We start from the raw sequence: 20,344 nt of genomic DNA, 5'->3' as shown, positions 1-20,344 counted from the left end.
GTCGTGGCTTCTCACGGCATGCACACGGATGTCCTGGTCATCGGCGCCGGGCCCACCGGACTGGCCCTGGCGCTCGACCTCGCCCGGCACGGCGTCGCCGCGCTGGTGGTCGAGCGCGGCGCCGAACTCTTCCCCGGCTCGCGCGGCAAGGGCCTCCAGCCGCGCACGCTGGAGGTGCTCGACGACTTCGGCGTGCTCGACCGGGTCCGCGCGGTCGCCGGGCACTACCCGCCCAACCTGTTCTGGCGGGACGGTGAACCGCAGGGCGAGCGCCGGATGTTCGACCCGACCGAGCCCTCCGAGGCCGAGCCGTACACCGAGGCGCTGATGCTGCCCCAGTGGCGCACCCAGCAGGTGCTGTACGGGCGGCTGCGCGAGCTGGGCGGCGAGGTCGCGTTCGGCCGGGAGCTGGTCGGCCTGGCGCAGGACGAGGAGGGCGTGACCGCCGAGTTCGCTACCGGCGGCCCGGTCCGGGCGCGGTACGTCGTCGCGGCGGACGGCGGCCGCTCGACGGTGCGGCGACTGCTCGGCATCGGGATGACCGGCGAGACCGTCGACCCGGACCCGATGCTGGTCGCGGACGTCCGGATCGACGGGCTGGACCGCGAGCACTGGCACGTGTTCGGCTCCGAGGAGGGGATGCTGGCGATCTGCCCGCTCGGCGGCACCGAGGACTTCCAGCTGGTCGCCCAGTTCCCGGAGGGGACGGCCGTCGACCTCACCCTCGACGGGCTGCGCACGGTGGTCGCGGCCCGCTCCCACCTGGCCGCCGAGCAGGTCACCGAACTGCGCTGGATCTCCGAGTTCCGCCCGCGCGCCGCGCTCGCCGACCGCTTCCGCGCGGGCCGGGTCTTCCTGGCGGGCGACGCCGCGCACGTCCACTCGCCGGCCGGCGGGCAGGGCCTGAACACCAGCGTCCAGGACGCCTACAACCTGGGCTGGAAGCTGGCCGCGGTGCTGACCGGGCGAGCGGGGGAGGGACTGCTCGACAGCTACCAGGAGGAGCGCCGCGGCAACGCGGCCGCGATGCTGGAACTGTCCACCCGGGTCCACCGCGGCGAGCAGCGCCGCGGCCGGGCGACTCAGCAACTCGACCTCGGCTACCGGGAGTCCGCGCTCTCGATGGAGACCCGCCAGGACCTCCCGGCGGACGCGCTGCGGGCCGGCGACCGCGCCCCGGACGGCCACCGGGGCGGCATCCGGCTGTTCGACGCCTTCCGCGGCCCGCACTGGACGTTGCTCACCGTCGGAACGGACACCCCGCTGCCCGCCGTCGCCGCCCCGGTGGTCCGCATCCCGGCCTACGAGGCGTACGGCGCCGGGGTGTTCCTGGTCCGGCCGGACGGCTACCTCGGGTGGGCCGGCGCTACCGCCGACGGCCTCGCGGCCTACGCGGAGCGGCAGGGGCTACTCGCCCCCTGAGGGGCTCCGGGGGTCCGTGCCCGGGCCGGCCGGCCCCGCCGGTGCGCCGGGCGCGGTGGAAGCGCGGACACCCGGCGGCCGTCCGGGGACGACCGGCCGGGTGCCGGATCAGTGCTTGCCCGCGTCCTTGACCTTCTCCACGGCCTGTTTCAGGTCGCTCTTCGCCTGCTGGGCCTTGCCCTTGAGCTCGGTCGAACGGTCGCCGGTGGCCTTCCCGGCCGCTTCCTTGGCCTTGCCGCCGGCCTTCTCCGCCATGTTGCGCAGCTTCTCCTCGGTACCCACGGCGGGTGCCTCCTCTCGTCGACGGGGCGAAGGTCCGCCCCGGGCGGCGTCTGCCCGGGGCGCGGGCTTCCATGCGCAAGGCCCGCGAGTCGGTCCGTCGGGACAGGTCCGGCGAGTCGGTCCGGCCGGTCCTACCGGGTGCGGGCCTCGGCGGCGGTCTTCAGGTCGTGCAGCCAGCCTTCGAGGCCCTGGCGGAGGATGTCGGTGGCGGCGGGGACGTTCGCGTCGACCTGGGGACCGGTGTGGGTCTCCTCGGTGCGCACCAGGACGCCGCCGGGGACCTCGGTGAAGTTCCACACGTGGACGCCGTCGATCCGCAGCCCGGTCGCGACCGCAGGGCCGGTCCAGCGGATGCAGGCGCCGGGCCGCAGCTGCCGGACGGTGGAGGTGATCTCCAGGACGGGGTCGGCCGAGGCGGGGTTCGGGGGCAGCGGGGTGGTCCAGTGGAACGCCGACCCCGGCCGCAGTGGGCCGCCGTCGTGGAGCTCGGCGCTCCGCACCGGCGCCTGCCAGTCGGGCCAGCGCGCCACGTCGGTCTGGAGCCGCCAGACCGTCCGCAGCGGTGCGTGGACCACGGTCTCGGTCCGGTAGCGGACGCGGGCGTCGGGGTCGACGCCCGCCCCGCCGCAGGTGAGCGAGGAGCCGGGGCGGTGGGCGGTGGCGGCCCCGGCCGGCGGGGCGGCGGCGCCGAGCAGCCCGAGGGCGAGCGGGAGGGTCAGCAGGGCGGTGCGGATGCCGGTGCCGCGGGTGGAGCTGCGCGTGGCGGACATGGAAATCCCCATTCACTGGTCGGCCGTCGGGACGGCTCGGACGCCTTGCGAGCTAGATGCTCACGCCTTCGTTAGAAGTTGTAACTCCGCGAGGGCCGGGGCGTCAACAGGTTCCGTGATACCTTCTAACGGAAGTGTGAGCATGTAGTCGGGCGATACGGGGAGCGGGCGAGGGCCATGGTGAGGACGGGTGCGGACACCCCGCGCGAGCGCTACCGGGCCCAGGTGCGCGACGAGGTCAAGGCGCACGCCTGGGAGCAGATCGCCACGGCGGGCGCCTCGGCGCTCTCCGTCAACGCGATCGCCAAGCGGATGGGCATGAGCGGCCCCGCGCTCTACCGCTACTTCGCCGGCCGCGACGAGCTGATCACCGAGCTCGTCCGGGACGCGTACCGCAGCCTCGCCGACACCCTCGGCGCGGCCGCCGCCGAGGGCGCCGACCTGGCCGGGCTCGCCCACGCCCTGCGCGACTGGGCGCTGGTCGACCCCCAGCGGTACTTCCTGGTCTACGGCACCCCCGTGCCCGGCTACCGCGCGCCCGAGGACACCACCGCCATCGCCGACGAGGTCATGAGGACCCTGGTCGACGCCTGCGCGGCGCTCGCCCCGGCCGGAGCGGACACCCCGGAGGCGCCGTTCACCACCCACCTGCTGGGCCACCGGGACTGGGCGGGCGAGCAGCCGGCCCCGCCCGAGGTGCTCCACCGCTTCCTGGCCTTCTGGACCCGCCTGCACGGCGTGCTGTCCCTGGAGCTCGCCGGACACTTCACCGGCATGGGCTTCCGGCCCGGGCTGCTCTTCGAGGCCGAGCTGGAGAGCCTGCTGACGCCGCGGTTCTGACCCGGCCGCCTCCCGGTCGCCGCCTGTCCGCCGTTGTCGCGCGGCCACGCCCCGTCGGTGCCACCGCGGCCCCGGGGCCCGGCCGGCCCCCGCCTCCGAGGTCGGCACGCGCGGGGTGCTGGGGCGTGTACGGCCGGTCGTGCTCCGGTTCGTACGGGTGTGCCGGGTGTGGCGCGTTCGCCGCAGCGTCACTCCGGGTAGTTGAAGGGCTGCACGGTGTTGGCGGAGGGGGTGGGGTCAGGGAGTCGCGATGACGGAACACGAGCAGCTCGGTGCGCCCGCCGGCCCGGAAGGACACCCCACCCGGCCCGAACGGGTGCCGCCCCAGGCCCCCGCGTCCGGGAAGCGCGGGGCGGGCGCCCGGCCCGGACCGGACGGTGACGGCACCGCGGTTCCCTGGCCCGACCTGATGCTGCCGCTGCTGCGAACCCCCACGGCCGACCGGCGGCCCGCGCCGGAGGGGGCCGGTGCGGACCCGCCGACGGGCGTCGAGCCGGCCCGGGTGCTGGACCTCGCGCTGCTGGTCGGCGAGCTGCTGCTGGCCAGCGGCGAGGCGGCGGAGGACGTCGAGGCCGCGATGCTCGCCGTCGCCCACGCCTACCGGGTCCAGCCCTGCGACCCGCAGGTGACCTTCACCCGGGTGGCGATCTCCTACCAGCCCGGCCCGTCGGAGCCCTCGCTGACCGCCGAGTGCTCGGTGCGCCGCCCGGCCGTCGACTACGCGCGGCTGGCCCTGGTGTTCCGGCTGGTCACCGAGATCGCCGTGGGCGGGATGGCCGTCCCCGAGGCGCACGGCCGCCTGGTGGCGGCCCGCCGTCGCCGCCGCCGGTACTCCGGCCGGCTGTTCGTGCTCTCCTGCGGTGGGATGGCCGGGGCCGCCACGCTGCTGATCGGCGGCCGGGCCGACGCCCGGGCCTGGCTGGTGTTCGCCAGCGCCGTCGTCGCCGCGCTGGTGGGCGAGCGCTTCTCGGCCCTGGTGGCGCGCCACGACCTCCCGGCGTTCTACCAGTTCGTGGTGGCGGCGGTGCCCGCCGCCGTGATCGGCATCCTGCTCTCGTTCAACGGTCTGCACCTGCGCGGATCGGTGGTGATCACCGGCGGGCTGTTCGCGGTGCTGCCGGGGTGGCCCATGGTGGCGGCGGCCCAGGACGGCCTGGCGGGCTTCTACCTCACCGCCGCCGCCCGGCTGCTCGAAGCGCTCTACCTGATGACCGGCGTGGTGGTCGGCGTGATGACGGTGCTCTACGTCGGCGTCAACAACGGCGCCGACCTCGCCGCCCAGGACGTCCCGCCCGGGGCGGTCAACCCCCCGCTGCAGCTCGCCGCCGCGGTGCTGCTCACCCTGGCGTTCGCGGTGCTGCTGAACACCGAGCCGGCCACGCTGCCGGCGGTCCTGCTGAACAGCGCGGCCGGCTGGACCACGTACGGGGTGCTGGTGAACGCGGGCGGCGAGCCGATCCTGGCCACCGGTCTGGCCGCCGGGCTGGTGGGCCTGTCCGGCCAGCTCATGGCGCGCTGCCGGGGCAGCTCGGCGCTGCCGCACATCACCGCCGCCCTGGGGCCGCTGTTGCCCGGCTCGGTGCTGTACTTCGGGATGCTGGCCTTCGTCCGGGGCGAGCCCGAGATCGGGCTGAGCGGCATCGGGCGGGCCGCCGCGATGGCGATGGCCCTCGCCATCGGCGTCAACCTGGGCCGCGAGCTGGCCCGGCTCTTCCTGCCCGCGCCCCGGGTGGCCGCCCCGCCCCGCCGGCAGGGCGGCCGCCACCGGCGCTGACGGGGGAGCGGCGGGGCGGTTTGCCCGGGTCGCGGCGAGGTAGACGCGGGGGGTGTGGAGACGGGCCGGGCAGGACCGGCCCCGATCCCCGGGGACGACCGCTGCGGCCGGTTCGGGCCGACCGGGCCGCCCCCGCCGACAGCCACCCACCAACCCGGGAGACCCTCGTGATACTCCTCGGCGTCATCCTGCTCATCATCGGCTTCGTCACCGGAATCTCGATCCTGTGGACCATCGGCATCGTGCTGGCCGTCGTCGGCCTGGTCCTGTGGCTCGCCGGAACGCTCGGGCACGCCGTCGGCGGCCGCCGCCACTACTACTGACCGGGCCTGCGCCCTGTTCACCGCCGTGCGCCACCCGTTCGACGCCCCGGGCCCGGCAGGCTTGGGGACGGTCGTTCAGGGACGGTCCTCGTGCAGCCCGCAGAGCCAGGCCAGTGCCCGGTGGACGCCGAGGACGTAGGTGTGGTCCGCCCCCTGGGTGCGGACGAGGTGGAGGCGGACGGCGGCGGCCTGGCACTCGGCCAGCAGCTGGGCGAGGCACGGGCCGATGGAGCCGGCCGTGGCGGCGACGGTGACCGGGGCCGCGACCTGGGCGCCGGCGGCCCACCGGTAGGCGCCGAGCACGCCGTGCTCGAAGCCGGTCCAGGGCCGGGGCCGCCGGTTGACCTTGTCGATCGCGGCGAACACCTCGTCCAGCGGACGCACTCCCACGGCCGGGACCGTCTCGTCACTGGTCATGTGCGCAACCTACGTCCGCCCGCCACCGGCCGCCCCCGGGGAAGGCGGCCCGGTACGGCGGCACTGTCCCGAGCCACCCGGGCGGCCGAGGAGCCCCGCACACCGCGACCCCGGGGCGTGGCCGGGCGGTGGGAGCGGGACGGGTAGGCTGACCAGGTCGTGTCCGGCCGGAGAGGTGGCCGGGCCGGAGGAACGGGGCGGGCCGGCGGCCCGCCGGTGGAGACCCCTGATGACTCGTCGTTTTGACTGTTCGGACCCGTCGGAGCGCGCGGCCGGGCTGCGCGAGGCCGTGGCCGCGGTGCGCCGTGGTGAACTCGTCGTCCTGCCCACGGACACCGTGTACGGCGTGGGCGCGGACGCCTTCGCACCGCGGGCCGTCGACCGCCTGCTGCGTGCCAAGGGCCGGGGACGGAACATGCCCTCGCCGGTGCTGGTCGGCTCCCCGGAGGCGCTGGACGGGCTGGTCGAGGTGACGGAGCGCGCGCGGGACCTGGTCAAGGAGTTCTGGCCGGGCGGGCTGACCGTGGTCGCCCGCCACCTGGACTCGGTCGAGCTGGACCTCGGCGAGACCAACGGGACGGTCGCGGTGCGGATGCCCGCGCACCCGGTCGCCATCGAACTGCTCAACGCCACCGGGCCGTTGGCCGTCTCCAGCGCGAACCTGACCGGGCACGACTCGCCGCAGGACTGCGACGCCGCCCAGGGCATGCTCGGCGACTCGGTGGCCGTCTACCTCGACGGGGGCCCGACCGCGGCCGCCGTGCCCTCCTCGATCGTGGACATCACCGGCGAGGTGCCGGTCCTGCTGCGGGCGGGCGCGATCGGCGCCGAGCGCCTGCGCGAGGTGGTCCCCGACCTGCGGGAGCGCTGAGCCCGGACCCCCCGGAACGCTGACCGACGTCCCGCACCCCGATCCGCGGAAGGTCATCCGACCCAATGCGGCTGGCCGATCTGGCGGTTTGGCGGTCTGACCAGCTATTTTTCTGCCTGAGCATGCGTCAGGGCCGATCCCCTGGTTACGTCGGTCCGGTGGCGTTGCGGCTGGTCAGGCCAGGATCGGAAGGTGGGGCGGGTTGCAGAGCTTGGTGCTCTGCGGGAGCGGGGACCGGATGATCGGCTCCGGCGGGTGGCCGAAGGCTGCGCCGGAGGCGGAGCGCGTGGGAGGGCGGTCGTCGGGCGGACGGTTCATGGGAGACAGACCGGCCCATAGGGCACGCCTAGGTATTTGTTTTTCTCTTCGCTTGTGAGGTCGCGGCCGACGGCCTTACAGATCGCGCTGATCGCGTCCTTCGCTGCGACGTCGGGGTCCTCACCGCTGCGGAGGGCGGCGCCGGCCCCCGCTGTGGGGTTGGTGCGGTCGGCGGCTTTCGCAAGGGCGGCGCCGGCCCTCACCGTGGGGTCGAACCGGTAGGCGGCGATCGCGAGGAGGGCAGCGAGATTGGGTTGGGTGGCCATCAGCAAATCGGAGTCGTTAACAAGACTGTCGGACATAACCAGTTGGGCGGACTCCGCAGCCCCCACGTCAGCCCTCTTCGTCGCCCGCCGCTCCGCGACATACGCCGAGACAAGCATCACGAGAGCGAGAGCGAGGACGAGGGCGGTGCCCAGGGCCGTCTTGAGGCGCCGACTGAGTCGGGCGGCGGCTCGTTGGCGGCGGCGTCCGGCGGTGAGGAAGTCGTCGAGGTCGGCGGACAGCGGGCGGTGGCTCGCCAGGTCGGTGCCTTCGGCGAGGAGGGTTCCGGTGGGCAGGTCCTGGGGGTTGCGGTGTTCCTTCCAGCGCTCGTACTGGTCGCGGGCGCGGCGAAACCAGTCGAGGAAGCGGGCGTCCTCCCGGAGCCATTCGCGCAGGGTGTGCCAGTCGCGGATGAGCGCGTCGTGGACCAGTTCGGCCACTGCGGTCCCTTCCGCGTCCGGCGCGCCGACCGGCCGTGCGTCGTCGTGGAGCCGGTCGGTGGTGACGATGCGGTGCCGGGAGAGGACGGCCAGGACCTCGTCCACGGCCCGCCGCGCGTCGGGGGTCTTGTCCTCGGCGGCCATGGCGCGCAGGTCGCTGATCGGGAGCTGCTGGCGTGCGGCCGGGATGTTCAGGGAGGAGTCGGCGGGGCGGACCAGGGCGGTGAGGATTCTGCGGGCGATGGCCTGCTGGTCCTCGTCGAGTTCGCGCAGGGCGGTTTCGCACCAGTCGGTGAGGGCGCCGGTGACGTTGCCGATGCGGTGGTAGGCGTCGTGGGTGAGGCGGCCGTCGTGCTCCAGGCGGCGTTCCCACAACCGGGTGAGGGCGACTTCGAGCAGGGGGAGCACGGTGACGGGTGCACCGCCAGTGGTGGCGGTGCCGCGGTTCAGCCTCAGGACATCAGTGATGATCTGTTCGGCGAGGCCCGGCTCGAAGGCCGTGTCCAGGTCGCGGGCGGGGCCGGTGACGATCGCATCCAGGTCCGCCGCGCTCAAGGTGGCCGGGACGTTGAGGAGACCGCTGGCCCGCTGGGCAGTGTCCAGCAGGTCCGGGGCGAGTGCGGACAGCCGGGAGTAGAAGTCGTCGCGCATCACGAGGACCACGCTCAGGGCCGCGTCGGAACGGATCGCGGCGGTGATCCGGCCCAGGGCCTCCAAGGCCGCAGGCTCTCCGGACGGTGCGAGGAGCTCCTCGAACTGGTCGATGACCAGCACGATCCGGGGCGGGCCCGGGACCGAAGCGGCTGCCCTGTCGGCGAAGTCCGGCTCGCCGGTGCCGTCCGCCCCGGCATCCTCGCTCCCGGGCAGGCCCGCGCGGGTGAGGGCATCCGACAGGTCCGGGCCCGGCCGCGTGAGCACCTGGCACCAGCGGTCACTGCCCGGCAGCCGCCCCTCGGCCAGCGCGGGCAGCACCCCAGCCTGAACCAGGGAGGACTTCCCCGACCCGGACGGGCCGAGCAGCAGCACCACCCGCCGTCCGCCGGCCAGGCCTTCCATGACCCGGTCCACCGCGTCCTCGCGGCCCCGGAACCATTGGGCGTGTTCGGCGGTGAACGGCTCCAGCGCCCGGTACGGTGACACGTCCTGCTCGCTGAGCGCGGGCCATGCCTCGCGCAGGACGGAGGTGGGGGTGACGTAGGCAATTTCCTGGCCCCGGTGGTGGCCGTCGGGGGGTGCGATCGAGGTGAGCATCCCCACCACCAGACCGGTCGTCTCGTCCAGGACCGGCCCGCCGCTGAACCCCTGGGTGAGGTCGTTGGCGTCGGTCAGCTGCAGCAGCTCACCGACCTTGTCGGCGGGGGGCAGGATTCCGCCCGCGGTGGCGAAGCCGAAGTGCCCGCCCGGCGGCGCCTGCACCGGGAACCCGAAGGAGCGCACCCGGTGCCCCCGGGCGCCCGCCGCCGACCCCAGCGGCAGCGGCGCCGCCCCCATCGGGTGGTCCAGGCGCACCAGGGCGACGTCCTGCTCGTTCGGATCGCGCCACGTGTCCAGCACCCGGCCGCTCACCTCCGGGGCGTCGTGCGCGCGCGGGAAGGCCAGCGTCACCGTCGAACCGGGGCCGTAACGGCCGTCCTGCAGGACGTGCGCGCACGTGATCAGCAGGTCGTCGGCAACCAGGAAACCTGCGCCCACCACCAGATCGTCCTCGCCGCGGACCTGCGCGACGGCCGCCGCCAGGCCGTCCGCCGCACCGGCCGCCGTCCCCCGTCCTACCGCCATCCCCTCAGGCCTCCGGCTCGTCTTCGCCCTCGGGAGCGTCGGCCCTGCGAGCCGCAGCCCCGTCGCCCTGGTCCTTGCGCCACGTCACACGCACTGTCAGATGGCATTTGGCCGCGGTCTTCGTGATCACCACCCCGGCCGCAGCGGAGAGGTCGACCCCGAACTCCACTTCCACCTCCGCCGGCCCCGCCTCCCGCAACCGCGCCAGCACCGTACGCGCCAGGCCGGTCACCGGTTCCAGCGCCGCCCCAAGACTCTCCGGAAGCTCCCGCACCGCGTCGCCAACCCGGCCTGCCTTCACCGGCCCCGCCACGGTCTCCTCTGCCTCAACGAGGACCGAACCCCCGCCGTCCAACGGCACCCGCACCAACTGGTGTCCCACGACAACCCTCCCCAAGCGCCGCCCCACGACGGCCAGGCCCACACCGTAGTACGCGCACCGACACATGGTGAAACCTCGAACTCCCCGACAAGTAGCCATGATTGGAGGAACCTGACCTGCCGCCCGAACGGCAGCACGACCACCAGGTCATGGGGCCACCCGTGAACACCGACCTGGGAAACGATCTCCATGTCACGGGGAAGGGAGCCGCTGAACCCTGCACGAAACCCAACGTCACAGGATTCTGTCGGTTGACCAGGGAGCGCCGCGCCCGGTCGACGGGCCGTACCGCGTGGCGCCCCGGCGGCCCGGGCCGCCGCCGCTAGGGTCGGCGATGGCGTGCGAGGGCGGGCCCTCCGCCGGGCCGGGGAGGGGGTCGGCGCCGCGACCGGGGGCGTCACCGGCTCCGCTGCGGAGGTTCCATGAACGCTTCGTCCACCGCGCCGCCCCCCGCGCGGGACCGCACCCGGGTGAGGGTCCGGCAGGGCAGCACGCTGCTGCGCTGGCTGTTCACCACGGACCACAAGGTCATCGGGAACCTCTACCTGGCGACGGCCTTCGGCTTCTTCCTGGTCGGGGGCGTGCTCGCGCTGCTGATGCGGGCCCAGCTGCTGGGGCCGGACACCGGGCTGCTGTCGAACGAGCGGTACAACCAGCTGTTCACCATGCACGGCACGATCATGCTGCTGCTGTTCGCCACCCCGACCTTCGCCGGGTTCGCCAACGCGATCATGCCCCTGCAGATCGGCTCGCCGGACGTCGCCTTCCCCCGGCTGAACGCCTTCACCTACTGGGCGTTCCTGCTGGGCGGGCTGACGGTGCTGAGCGGCTTCCTCACCACCGGGGGCGCGCCCTCCTTCGGCTGGTTCGCCTACGCGCCGCTGAACGGCCCGCTGTTCTCGCCGGGGGCGGGCGGGGACCTGTGGGCGTTCGGCCTGGTGGTGGCCGGCCTCGGCACCATCCTGGGCGCGGTCAACTTCATCACCACCATCACCTGCCTGCGGGCGCCGGGCATGACGCTGTTCCGGATGCCGGTCTTCACCTGGAACGTGCTGTTCACCTCGGTCATGGTGCTGCTGGCCTTCCCGGTGCTGACCGCCGCGCTGCTCTGCCTGGAGGCGGACCGCAAGTTCGGCGCGCACGCCTTCGACGCGGCGAACGGCGGGGCGCTGCTGTGGCAGCACCTGTTCTGGTTCTTCGGCCACCCGGAGGTGTACATCGTCGCGCTGCCGTTCTTCGGCGTCATCAGCGAGATCATCCCGGTGTTCAGCCGCAAACCGCTGTTCGGCTACCACGGGATGGTCGGCGCGACCATCGCCATCACCGCGCTGTCCATGTCGGTGTGGGCGCACCACATGTTCGCCACCGGCCAGGTGCTGCTGCCGTTCTTCGCGATGATGTCCTTCCTCATCGCGGTGCCCACCGGGGTGAAGTTCTTCAACTGGGTCGGGACGATGTGGAACGGCTCGCTCTCCTTCGAGACCCCGATGCTCTGGTCGGTCGGCTTCCTGGTGACCTTCCTGTTCGGCGGGCTGAGCGGGGTGCTGCTGGCGGCGCCGCCGATCGACTTCCACGTCACCGACAGCTACTTCGTGGTGGCCCACCTGCACTACGTGCTGTTCGGGACGGTCGTCTTCGCGACCTTCGCGGGCTTCTACTTCTGGTGGCCGAAGCTCACCGGGAAGATGCTCGACGAGAAGCTGGGGAAGGCGCACTTCTGGATCCTGTTCACCGGGTTCCAGACCACCTTCCTGGTGATGCACTGGCTGGGCGCCCAGGGGATGCCGCGCCGCTACGCGAGCTACCTGGCGGTGGACGACTTCACGGCCCTGAACGTGTGCGCCTCGATCGGCTCGTTCCTGCTCGGGGTCTCCAACCTGCCGTTCTTCTACAACGTCTGGCGGACCACCAGGTACGGCGAGAAGGTCGCCGAGGACGACCCGTGGGGCTGGGGCCGGTCGCTGGAGTGGGCCACCTCCAGCCCGCCGCCGCCGCACAACTTCCACGCGCTGCCCCGGATCCGCTCGGAGTCGCCGGCCTTCGACCTGCACCATCCGGAGGTGTCCGCGGCGGAGTCGCCGACCGGCGCGTCCGGTGCGCCGTACGGCCGTACCGGCGGACGGGGGAGCGGGCGGTGAAGGCGGAGGGGTGGCTGTTCGCGGTGATGACCGCGTTCTTCGCGGTGACCGGGCTGGTCTACGGCCTCTGGGCCCGGGAGCCGGCCGGCAAGGCGATCCTGACGGTGGCGTTCCTGATGTCCGGTCTGGTCGCGCTGTTCTGGTTCGTCCAGTACCGGCGGTCGGGCGGCGGCCGGGCGCAGGACCGCGAGGAGGCCGAGATCGCGGAGGCCGCCGGGCCGGTGGGGTTCTTCCCGGCCCGCAGCGGCTACCCGGTCCTCGCGGCGGTCGGCGTGACGGTCTTCGCCCTGGGGCTGGTGTTCGCCCGCTGGCTGATCGTCGTCGGCGCCCTGGTGCTCGCGCTCGCCGTCGCCGGCTTCATCTTCCAGTACCGCGACCACGGCGCGGGCTGAGCCGGCGCAGCAGCCGCCGGAGCGGGCCGCCCGGGCCCGCCCCGGGCGCCGGGACGGCCGGGGGAGCGGGGTGGGCCGGGGCGGTGAGGACGGCCGCCATCCGCTCCGACTCCCTTGCGGTGGCTGGCAGTTCGACCCGGTCGCGGTGGAACCAGGAGCTCGCGGCGGCGCGCACCCGCTCGTGCCGTGGCGCCCCCTGCGGGGCGGTGACCGGCTCCGCCGCGGCGCGCGCCAGCAGCACGTACCGCTCGGCCTCGGGCAGCGGGCGGCGGTGGCCGGAGAAGCCGCCGTCGTGGGCCTGGTCGATCCGGCCGGTCTCGTCGCCGTCCAGCAGCCGGTCGCGGTCCCGGGCCTGGAGGGCCAGGCAGAGGCGCCGGGTGAGCAGGAAGACCACCGGCGGCAGCACGACCAGCGCCGTCCGCAGCACCACGGTGAGCGCGTTGACGTCGAGCCCGAAGGTGTACGCGATCACGTCGTTGCCGCCGGCGACCAGCAGCACCGCGTAGACGGTGATCCCGGCGGTGCCCAGCGCGGTGCGGGTGGGCCTGTTGCGCGGGCGGTCGCACAGGTGGTGCTCGCCGGTGCCGGGGTCGAGCCACCGTTCCACGAAGGGGTAGGCGTACAGCGCCGCGAACAGCAGGCCAGGCACCACCAGGGCGGGCAGCAGCACGTTCCAGGACAGGGTGTGCCCGAGCACCCTGGTCTCCGCGGCCGGCATCAGCCGCAGCGCCCCCTCGATGAAGCCGATGTACCAGTCCGGCTGCGCGCCCGTGCCGACCACGTCGGGGCGGTAGGAGCCGTACCGCCAGACCGGGTTGACCTCGGCGAGGAACGCCGAGAGCGCCATCACGCCGCCCACCGCGAACAGCAGGCCCGTCGTGCGGGTCAGGAACTGGGGGAAGAACGGCATCCCCACCACGTTGCGGTTGGTACGGCCGGGGGCGGCCCAGTGGGTGTGCTTCAGCACCACCACCAGCGTCAGGTGCGCCCCGACCAGGGCCAGCAGCAGGCCGGGGACCAGCAGGACGTGCACGGTGAACAGTCGGGGGATGACGTCGTGCCCGGGGAACTCGCCGCCGAAGGCGAACAGGGTGAGGTACGTGCCGACCAGCGGCACCGAGAGCAGCACGCCCTCGGCGATCCGCAGGCCGGTGCCGGAGAGGGTGTCGTCGGGCAGCGAGTAGCCGGAGAACCCCTCCAGCAGCGCCAGGTTGAACAGCGTCACCCCGATCACCCAGTTGAGCTCGCGCGGGCGGCGGAACGCCCCGGTGAAGAACACCCGCAGCAGGTGCGCGCCGATCGCCGAGGCGAACAACAGGGCCGACCAGTGGTGGATCTGACGAATCATCAGTCCACCCCGCACCTCGAAGCTGATCCGCAGGGTCGACGCGTACGCCTCGGACACCCGGACGCCGTCGAGCGGCAGGTAGGCGCCCTGGTAGACGACCTCGTTCATGCTCGGCCGGAAGAAGAAGGTCAGGTAGACGCCGGTCAGCAGCAGCACCACGAAGCTGTACAGCGCGAGTTCGCCGAGCAGGAACGACCAGTGGTCCGGGAAGACCTTGCGCAGCAGCTCCCGGCCCGCCTCCGTGACCGGCAGCCGCCCGTCCAGGCGGGCCGTGACGCGCTCGCCGGCGGACGGCTGGTGCCCGTTCGAAGCCCTGGTTTCGTCCACGGCAGGAACCTAGTGGGCCGTACGGCGCGCGGGGCGGCCGAGCGCGGTCGGCGGCGGCAGAGCACTCCAACGGCGGAACGGGCGGCCGTTGCGGTGAGCCGCCCGGGACAGCAGCACGGCCGGCACGGTGCGACCAGGGAACGTCACCGACCGGAGGGACCTCGTGGAGATCGACCGGGGGACCTCGTGGACCGCCCAGCGGGATAGCCCAAGCGGGGCGCCCGCCGCAATGACGACCCCCGACAACCGCGGGCCGCAACTTCCGTGACGGCATGGCAAGGGCGGCGCCCGCCGACGCGGATAGGCTCCGGACGACCGACACCTTGATCACGATCTCCGGATCGGAGAGGGCGCCACCGCGTGAGCATCCAGCAGATCACCCCCAAGCAGCGGGGCTACCTGATCGTCAACTCCCACCCGGCCGGCAGCGAGGCCACCGTCGACCGCCAGTGGCGGCGCATCGAGCCCGCGGCCGCGACCGGCCGGGCCCCGGTCGTCCTGGTCCTCGGCGCCAGCGCCGGGTACGGCCAGGCGATCCTGCTCGCCGGGCTGCGCCGCCACGGCGTCCGCGGGATCGGCGTCGCCTACGAGGGCGCCGCCACCGAGCGGCGCACCGCCACCGCCGGCTGGTACCGCACCGCCGCGACCTCCGCCCTGGCCGAGGGCAGCGGGGGCGACGTCACCTTCCTCAACGCCGACGCCTACGCCGACGCCACCCGCGCCGAGGTGCTCAAGCTGCTCGCCGAGCGGTACGGCCCGGTCGACCACCTCGTCTACTCGCTGGCCTCGCCCCGGCGCACCGACCCGGCCACCGGCGAGGTCCACCACTCGGTGATCAAGCCGATCGGCTCCCCGTACACCTCGCCGTCCCTGCTCTTCGACGACGGGGCCCCGCAGGTCGGCACCGTCGACCTCGCCCCGGCCGACGAGGCCGAGCGGGCGGCGACCGTCAAGGTGATGGGCGGCGAGGACTGGGGGCTGTGGGTGCGGGCGCTGGCCGAGGCGGACCTGCTCGCCCCCGGCTTCACCACCGTGGCCCTGTCCTACGTCGGCTCCGAGATCACCGCGCCGGTCTACCGGCAGGGCACGATCGGCGCCGCCAAGGAGCACCTGGAGGCCACCGCCCGGGAGCTGCAGACCGGGGTGCTCGCCGACCGCGGCCGGGCGTTCACCGTCGTCGCCGGCGCGGCCGTCACCCAGGCGTCCACCGCCATCCCCTCCATCGCCCTCTACACCTCGCTGCTGCGCAACGTCCTCGGCGAGGACGGCTGGCGCACGACCGACGACCAGGCCGTGGACCTGTGGGAGCAGCTGACCGGCGCGAAGGAACCCGCCCTGGACGACCGGGGCCGCATCCGCCTGGACGGCTGGGAGCTCGACCCCGCCGTGCAGGACCGGGTGCGGGAGCTGTGGGCCGACCCGGAGGCCGCGCTGGCCGCCGACCCGGCCGGGGCCGCCTGGTTCTACAACCAGTTCCGGCAGCTGTACGGCTGGGACGTCCCCGACGTCGACTACACCGTCGGGGTGGAGACCTCGGTGCCCTGGCCGGGGCAGCGGTAGCGGTCCGGCCGTCGGTGGACCGGGGCCGTCGCGGACCCGGGTCAGGGGGCGCCGGGTTCGTCGAGCAGCAGCTCCAAGAGGGGCAGCGCCGCCTCCAGGGCGCGGCACTGCTCGGGGCTGAGCCGGGCGCTGCGGCGGGCCAGCAGGGCGGTGCGCTCGCGGCGGATCCGGGCCAGCGTCTCCAGCCCGAGCGGGGTGGGGGCGAGCAGCTGGGAGCGTCCGTCCTGCGGGTCGGGGGTCTTGGCGACCAGCCCGTCGGCGACCAGCGGGGTGACCGTACGGACCATGGACGGCACCGCTACGCCCTCGCGTGCGGCGAGTTCGCCGAGCCGCAGCGGCCCGTGCTGCTCCACCCGGGCCAGGGCGGAGAGCTGGGCGGCGGTGAGGTCCTGGTCGCCGGAGGCGCGGACCAGCTGGCGGTTGAGCCGGCCGATCGCCAGCCGGAGCCGGACGACGGCCTCGGCGGACAGGCCGCCGCCGTCCGCGCTCACGGCCCGGGCTCCTTCGTCGGCGGGGCGGCGGGCCGTGCGGGGGCGGGCGCGGTGGTGGCCGGTGAGGCACCGGAGGGTGAGGCGCCGGACGGGACGGAGCCGGACGGTACGGAGGCCGGACGCGCGGCGGCGGGCCGGGTCCGCTCGCGCACCAGCGAGGCGGCCGCGGCGACCAGCGACATCGCGATCGCCAGCCAGAACACCACCACCAGCCCGTCGTGGAAGGGCCCCGAGATCAGCTGGGGGAAGAACTCCCGACCGGTCAGCGTCCGGACGTTGTCCGCCGGCAGCTGCCCGAGCACCTGCGGGCCCAGCAGCTGCTGGATCGGGTTGTACCCGAGGAAGGCCGCGAACAGAGTGCCCACCGGCGGCAGCGAGGCGATGGCGTGCGCGTCGGCGGCGGGCACGCCCTGGGCGGTCAGTCCGGCGGTGAGCGTGTGCGGCAGCGAGCCCGCCAGGCCGGCCACCATCAGGGAGAAGAAGACGCCGATCGACAGCACCATGCCGGCGTTCTGGAAGGTGGCCCGCATGCCGGAGGCCGCGCCGCGGGCGGCGGCCGGCACGCTGGACATGATCAGCGAGGTGTTGGGGGCGGCGAACAGGCCGCCGCCCAGGCCGTTGACGAACACCAGCAGGGCGAACCACGGGTAGCCGAAGTCGGTGGGCAGCAGGAGCAGCCCGGCGAAGGACAGGGCCATCACCACCAGTCCGCCGGCGGCGAAGAGCCGGGCTCCGGCGCGGTCGGACAGGTAGCCGGCGATCGGTCCGGCGGCCAGGAAGCCGACGGTCAGCGGGACGAGGTAGATCCCGGCCCACAGCGGGGTGTCGGCGTAGTCGTAGCCGTGCAGCGGCAGCCAGATGCCCTGCAGCCAGATGATCAGCATGAACTGCAGCCCGCCGCGGGCGATCGAGCCCAGCAGGGTGGCCGCGTTGCCGCCCGCGAAGACCGGGTCGCGGAAGAGCGAGAGCGGGAACATCGGCTCGGCGGTGCGGGACTCGACCAGGCAGAAGACGGCGAGCAGCGCCATCCCGCCGAACAGTCCGGCCAGCACCCAGGGGTTGGTCCAGCCCATGGTGTGGCCGCCGTACGGCTGGATGCCGTAGGTGATCGCGGCGAGCAGGGCGGTCAGGCCGACGCCGAAGGTGATGTTGCCCCACCAGTCGATCCGGGCGGGCTTGCGCACCCCGGTCTCGCGCAGCGAGCGGTAGGCCCAGACCGTGCCGAGGATGCCGATCGGCACATTGACCCAGAAGATCGACCGCCAGTTCCACTCGGCCAGCAGCCCGCCCAGGACCAGGCCGATGAAGGACCCGGCGATGCCCGCGACGATGTTCACCCCCAGGGCCGTGCCGCGTTGGCGGGCCGGGAAGGCGTCGGTGATGATCGCCGCGGAGTTGGCCATCAGCATCGACCCGCCGACCGCCTGCACGACCCGCCAGCCGATCAGCCACAGGGCCCCGGGCCCGCCGTGCAGCGGGTCGAGGGAGAGCGCCACCGAGGTGAGGGTGAAGATCAGGAAGCCCGCGTTGTAGATCCGCACCCGGCCGTGGATGTCGCCCAGTCTGCCGAGGGTGACCACCAGCACGGCGGTGACCAGCATGTAGCCCATCAGCATCCACAGCAGGTAGCTGACGTTGCCGGGGCGGAGCGGGTCCAGGCCGATGCCGTTGAAGATCGCGGGCAGCGAGATCAGCACGATCGAGGCGTTGACGGTGGCGATCAGGGTGCCGAGCGTGGTGTTGGACAGCGCCACCCACTTGTACCGGGGGTGCTCCGGTGCCACACCGTGGCCGACCGGGTGCGGCCGCCCCGTCCTGTCGCCGTCGGAGAGTCGTGTCGCCACCGCTGCCTCCTGCGGGCCGGCCGGCGGGTCGGCGTGGGGAATTCGATAGCTTCCGCCAACTAACGATAGTCCGGCGGATGTTCGACCGGTAGACCCGGCCGGGGCACGGGGAGCGCGGGGGAGTGCCCGGGGCGCGCCGCCCGTCCGCCCTCCGTCGCCCCTCAGCCCTCGACGGACCGGGAGGGCCCCCGGCGGCCGCCCCGGTCCAGCAGTCGGACGGCGAGCGCGGCCAGCAGCGCGGCGGCCAGCGCGTACACGGGCAGCCAGAGCGTGGTCGTCGCGGAGAGGCAGTCGGCGACGGCGTGCCGGGCCTGTTCGCCCTGGGCGGCGGCGAGCGCGGCGCCGTCCCGGGCGGCCAGGTCGCCGAGGGAGGCCTGGGCCTGCAGCCGGGCGTAGTCGCCCAGGCGGGGGCAGTCGCGGCGGGTGCCCGGCATCGGGAACAGCCAGGACCAGCGCTGCATCGCCGGGGCCAGGGCGAGGGCCACGCACAGTCCGATGACGAGCGTGTAGGCGGCCAGGCTTCGGGCGTAGCCGGCCCCGGTGTCGGTCGCGCGGCTCGGCGGGCGGCTGGAGGAGAGGACCACCGCGAGGAGGGTCAACCCGAGATAGGTGGAGAACCACTGCCAGGAGCCGGAGGAGAGCGAGAAGGCGAGGACGGCGGCCAGCGCGGTGCCCAGGACCCCGGCCCGCGAGGTCGTCCCCGGGGCGGGGGCGGGCCCCCGGGCGGCTCGGTGACTGCGGTCGTCCATGCGCTCTCTCCCCTGGCCGGCGGCGGGCCACCAGTCTCCGGGCGGGGCCGTGCCGGGGCCCTCGCACCATGCCGGTCCGCCCGCCGCCTCGCCCGGTTGGCGGGCGGCGACGGCGGGCGGCACTGGCAGGGCTACGGCGGCGGGGCGGCTCAGGCCTGCTCGGCCTGCTCGGGCGGCCACGGGCCGTGCGCCGCGACCTGGGCGCGCAGCCCGCGCAGCGCCCGGGCGGAGGCGATCCCGACCGCGCCGGTGACCAGGCCGTCCCGGACGCAGACGGCGGCGAAGCGGTGCTCCGCCAGGCTGCCGTCGACCACCTCGAACCGCTCGGCGCCGCCGGGCCGGCCGAACACCTGGACCCGCAGCCCGTACTGGTCGGTCCACAGGTACGGGACCGGCCGGTAGGCCTGCCGTTCGCCGTCCGGGCCGGCCAGCAGGTTCCGGGCCGCGTGCATGGCCTGCTCGGTGGCGTTGGTGCGCTGTTCGAGGCGGTGGTGGCGGCCGGTGCGCGGGTCGGGCCAGGAGGCGGCGTCCCCGGCCGCCCAGACGCCGGGGCCGGCGGCGCAGTAGGCGTCGCAGACCACGCCGTCGTCCAGCGGGACGCCGCTGCCGGCCAGCCACTCGGTGGCCGGTTCGGAGCCGACGGCCATCAGCACGGCGTCGGCGGCCAGTTCGGAGCCGTCGGCGAGCCGGACGCCGACGGCCCGGCCGCGCCGTTCGAGCAGTCCGGTGGCCACGCCCCGGTGCAGCCGCACCCCGTGCTCGCGGTGCAGGCCGGCCAGCAGCGCGGCCGTCTCGGTGCCGAGGACGGCGGCCAGCGGCGTGGCGGTGGAGGTCAGCCAGGTCACCTCGGCGCCGAGCCCGACGGCGGTGGCCGCCGCCTCGGCGCCGAGCAGCCCGCCGCCGACCACCAACAGCCGTACGCCCGCGCGTAGTTCCTCGCGCAGGGTGAGGGCGTCGGCGAGGGTGCGCAGCACGTGCGCCCCGGGCCGCGGCGCGTCGGCGCCCGGGAGCCGGCGCGGGCGGACCCCGGTGGCCACGATGACGGCCTCGCAGCGCACCCGTCCGCCGTCGGAGAGCCGGACGGTCCGCTCCCGGCGGTCCAGCCGTTCGGCCCGGACCCCGAGGCGCAGGTCGAGCCGGAGCTCCTCCAGCGCCTCGGGGCCGCGCAGGGCCAGGCGGTCGGGCTGCCACTCCCCGCCGAGCAGGTGCTTGGACAGCGGCGGCCGGTCGTACGGCGGTTCGGGCTCGGCCCCGATCAGGGTGAGGCGGCCGTCGTAGCCGGCCCGGCGCAGCGCCTCGGCGGCGTGCAGGCCGGCCGCGCCGGCGCCGACCACGGCCACGTCCCGCAGTGCGGTCACGCCTGGTCCAGGGTGATGGCCGAGGCCGGGCAGACCGCGGCGGCGTCCCGGACGGCCTGGTGGAGTTCGGCGGGCGGTCGGGCGTCGAGCAGGACGACGATGCCGTCCTCGTCGCGCTGGTCGAAGACGTCGGGTGCGGCGAGCACGCAGTGCCCGGCGCCGCAGCACTTCTCCTGGTCGATCCGGACGAGCATGGTCTTCCCTTCGGAACGGGCACCCCGGCGGTGTGGACTCCGGTGCGGGGCAGGTGGGTTG

19 protein-coding genes are annotated in these 20,344 nt (G+C 74.4%); 8 read left to right on the top strand and 11 right to left on the bottom strand.

Annotation, left to right across the window (positions count from 1 at the left end; all coding sequences use genetic code 11):
* Nucleotides 1-18 precede the first annotated feature (18 nt).
* A complete protein-coding gene (locus tag ACLWS4_RS30590) occupies nucleotides 19-1,422 on the top strand; it encodes an FAD-dependent monooxygenase (RefSeq protein ID WP_416875848.1) in 1,404 nt (467 codons plus the stop codon).
* 108 nt (nucleotides 1,423-1,530) lie between these two features.
* Here the strand turns inward: ACLWS4_RS30590 and ACLWS4_RS30585 are convergent, their stop codons facing one another.
* Both ACLWS4_RS30585 and ACLWS4_RS30580 read right to left on the bottom strand, forming a co-directional pair.
* Complete coding sequence (locus ACLWS4_RS30585) at nucleotides 1,531-1,704, bottom strand: CsbD family protein (RefSeq protein WP_388046683.1); 174 nt, start codon at nucleotides 1,702-1,704, stop codon at nucleotides 1,531-1,533.
* Nucleotides 1,705-1,835: 131 nt separating this feature from the next.
* Nucleotides 1,836-2,474: an SRPBCC family protein gene (locus tag ACLWS4_RS30580; protein ID WP_416875819.1), complete on the bottom strand. Its 639-nt coding sequence runs from the start codon at nucleotides 2,472-2,474 to the stop codon at nucleotides 1,836-1,838.
* Between the two features lie 177 nt (nucleotides 2,475-2,651).
* Between ACLWS4_RS30580 and ACLWS4_RS30575 the strand changes: the two genes are divergently transcribed.
* The 3 genes from ACLWS4_RS30575 to ACLWS4_RS30565 all read left to right on the top strand — a co-directional run bounded on the left by ACLWS4_RS30575 (nucleotide 2,652) and on the right by ACLWS4_RS30565 (nucleotide 5,411).
* Nucleotides 2,652-3,314, top strand: coding sequence for a TetR/AcrR family transcriptional regulator (locus tag ACLWS4_RS30575; protein ID WP_416875818.1), 663 nt, complete (start codon nucleotides 2,652-2,654; stop codon nucleotides 3,312-3,314).
* A 250-nt stretch (nucleotides 3,315-3,564) separates the two neighbouring features.
* Nucleotides 3,565-5,088 (top strand): threonine/serine ThrE exporter family protein, encoded by a 1,524-nt coding sequence (locus ACLWS4_RS30570; RefSeq protein ID WP_074003516.1) that lies wholly within the window; start codon nucleotides 3,565-3,567, stop codon nucleotides 5,086-5,088.
* A gap of 167 nt (nucleotides 5,089-5,255) precedes the next feature.
* Nucleotides 5,256-5,411 (top strand): DUF6131 family protein, encoded by a 156-nt coding sequence (locus ACLWS4_RS30565; RefSeq protein ID WP_143204583.1) that lies wholly within the window; start codon nucleotides 5,256-5,258, stop codon nucleotides 5,409-5,411.
* Nucleotides 5,412-5,486: 75 nt separating this feature from the next.
* On the opposite strand, the gene ACLWS4_RS30560 is transcribed toward ACLWS4_RS30565, so the two are convergent.
* On the bottom strand, nucleotides 5,487-5,828 hold the full coding sequence (locus tag ACLWS4_RS30560; RefSeq protein ID WP_416875817.1) for a hypothetical protein: 342 nt from the start codon (nucleotides 5,826-5,828) through the stop codon (nucleotides 5,487-5,489).
* 229 nt (nucleotides 5,829-6,057) lie between these two features.
* Between ACLWS4_RS30560 and ACLWS4_RS30555 the strand changes: the two genes are divergently transcribed.
* Nucleotides 6,058-6,699: an L-threonylcarbamoyladenylate synthase gene (locus ACLWS4_RS30555; protein WP_049660133.1), complete on the top strand. Its 642-nt coding sequence runs from the start codon at nucleotides 6,058-6,060 to the stop codon at nucleotides 6,697-6,699.
* A gap of 314 nt (nucleotides 6,700-7,013) precedes the next feature.
* Here ACLWS4_RS30555 and ACLWS4_RS30550 read toward each other — a convergent pair whose 3' ends face one another.
* Both ACLWS4_RS30550 and ACLWS4_RS30545 read right to left on the bottom strand, forming a co-directional pair.
* On the bottom strand, nucleotides 7,014-9,500 hold the full coding sequence (locus ACLWS4_RS30550) for a trypsin-like peptidase domain-containing protein (RefSeq protein WP_416875816.1): 2,487 nt from the start codon (nucleotides 9,498-9,500) through the stop codon (nucleotides 7,014-7,016).
* Between the two features lie 4 nt (nucleotides 9,501-9,504).
* Nucleotides 9,505-9,882: a CU044_2847 family protein gene (locus ACLWS4_RS30545; protein WP_388046689.1), complete on the bottom strand. Its 378-nt coding sequence runs from the start codon at nucleotides 9,880-9,882 to the stop codon at nucleotides 9,505-9,507.
* A 422-nt stretch (nucleotides 9,883-10,304) separates the two neighbouring features.
* Between ACLWS4_RS30545 and ctaD the strand changes: the two genes are divergently transcribed.
* Nucleotides 10,305-12,020, top strand: coding sequence for a cytochrome c oxidase subunit I (gene ctaD, locus ACLWS4_RS30540; RefSeq protein ID WP_416875815.1), 1,716 nt, complete (start codon nucleotides 10,305-10,307; stop codon nucleotides 12,018-12,020).
* Nucleotides 12,017-12,412, top strand: a complete 396-nt coding sequence (locus tag ACLWS4_RS30535) for a cytochrome c oxidase subunit 4 (protein WP_049660513.1) — start codon at nucleotides 12,017-12,019, stop codon at nucleotides 12,410-12,412. Before ctaD ends, ACLWS4_RS30535 begins: the two co-directional genes overlap by 4 nt.
* Here ACLWS4_RS30535 and ACLWS4_RS30530 read toward each other — a convergent pair.
* A complete protein-coding gene (locus ACLWS4_RS30530; RefSeq protein WP_416875814.1) occupies nucleotides 12,378-14,087 on the bottom strand; it encodes a cytochrome b in 1,710 nt (569 codons plus the stop codon). The two genes, ACLWS4_RS30535 and ACLWS4_RS30530, sit on opposite strands and share 35 nt — an antisense overlap.
* 360 nt (nucleotides 14,088-14,447) lie before the next feature.
* On the opposite strand from ACLWS4_RS30530, the gene ACLWS4_RS30525 reads away from it, so the two are divergent.
* On the top strand, nucleotides 14,448-15,647 hold the full coding sequence (locus ACLWS4_RS30525; RefSeq protein WP_416875813.1) for an enoyl-[acyl-carrier-protein] reductase FabV: 1,200 nt from the start codon (nucleotides 14,448-14,450) through the stop codon (nucleotides 15,645-15,647).
* A gap of 41 nt (nucleotides 15,648-15,688) precedes the next feature.
* Here ACLWS4_RS30525 and ACLWS4_RS30520 read toward each other — a convergent pair whose 3' ends face one another.
* The 5 genes from ACLWS4_RS30520 to ACLWS4_RS30500 all read right to left on the bottom strand — a co-directional run bounded on the left by ACLWS4_RS30520 (nucleotide 15,689) and on the right by ACLWS4_RS30500 (nucleotide 20,283).
* On the bottom strand, nucleotides 15,689-16,138 hold the full coding sequence (locus ACLWS4_RS30520) for a MarR family winged helix-turn-helix transcriptional regulator (protein WP_380777122.1): 450 nt from the start codon (nucleotides 16,136-16,138) through the stop codon (nucleotides 15,689-15,691).
* The gene (locus ACLWS4_RS30515) at nucleotides 16,135-17,982 is read right to left on the bottom strand and encodes an MFS transporter (RefSeq protein ID WP_416875812.1); all 1,848 of its coding nucleotides are present in this window, start codon (nucleotides 17,980-17,982) and stop codon (nucleotides 16,135-16,137) included. The genes ACLWS4_RS30520 and ACLWS4_RS30515 overlap by 4 nt, the downstream gene beginning before the upstream one ends.
* A 161-nt stretch (nucleotides 17,983-18,143) precedes the next feature.
* Nucleotides 18,144-18,731: a hypothetical protein gene (locus ACLWS4_RS30510; RefSeq protein WP_416875811.1), complete on the bottom strand. Its 588-nt coding sequence runs from the start codon at nucleotides 18,729-18,731 to the stop codon at nucleotides 18,144-18,146.
* A 149-nt stretch (nucleotides 18,732-18,880) separates the two neighbouring features.
* On the bottom strand, nucleotides 18,881-20,089 hold the full coding sequence (locus tag ACLWS4_RS30505; protein WP_416875810.1) for an NAD(P)/FAD-dependent oxidoreductase: 1,209 nt from the start codon (nucleotides 20,087-20,089) through the stop codon (nucleotides 18,881-18,883).
* The gene (locus ACLWS4_RS30500) at nucleotides 20,086-20,283 is read right to left on the bottom strand and encodes a ferredoxin (protein ID WP_049654383.1); all 198 of its coding nucleotides are present in this window, start codon (nucleotides 20,281-20,283) and stop codon (nucleotides 20,086-20,088) included. Before ACLWS4_RS30500 ends, ACLWS4_RS30505 begins: the two co-directional genes overlap by 4 nt.
* Nucleotides 20,284-20,344: the final 61 nt, after the last annotated feature.

Source organism: Kitasatospora sp. SC0581 (genome assembly GCF_048159585.1).
Classification (GTDB): domain Bacteria; phylum Actinomycetota; class Actinomycetes; order Streptomycetales; family Streptomycetaceae; genus Kitasatospora.
This window is presented reverse-complemented; position numbering and strand designations above follow the sequence as displayed.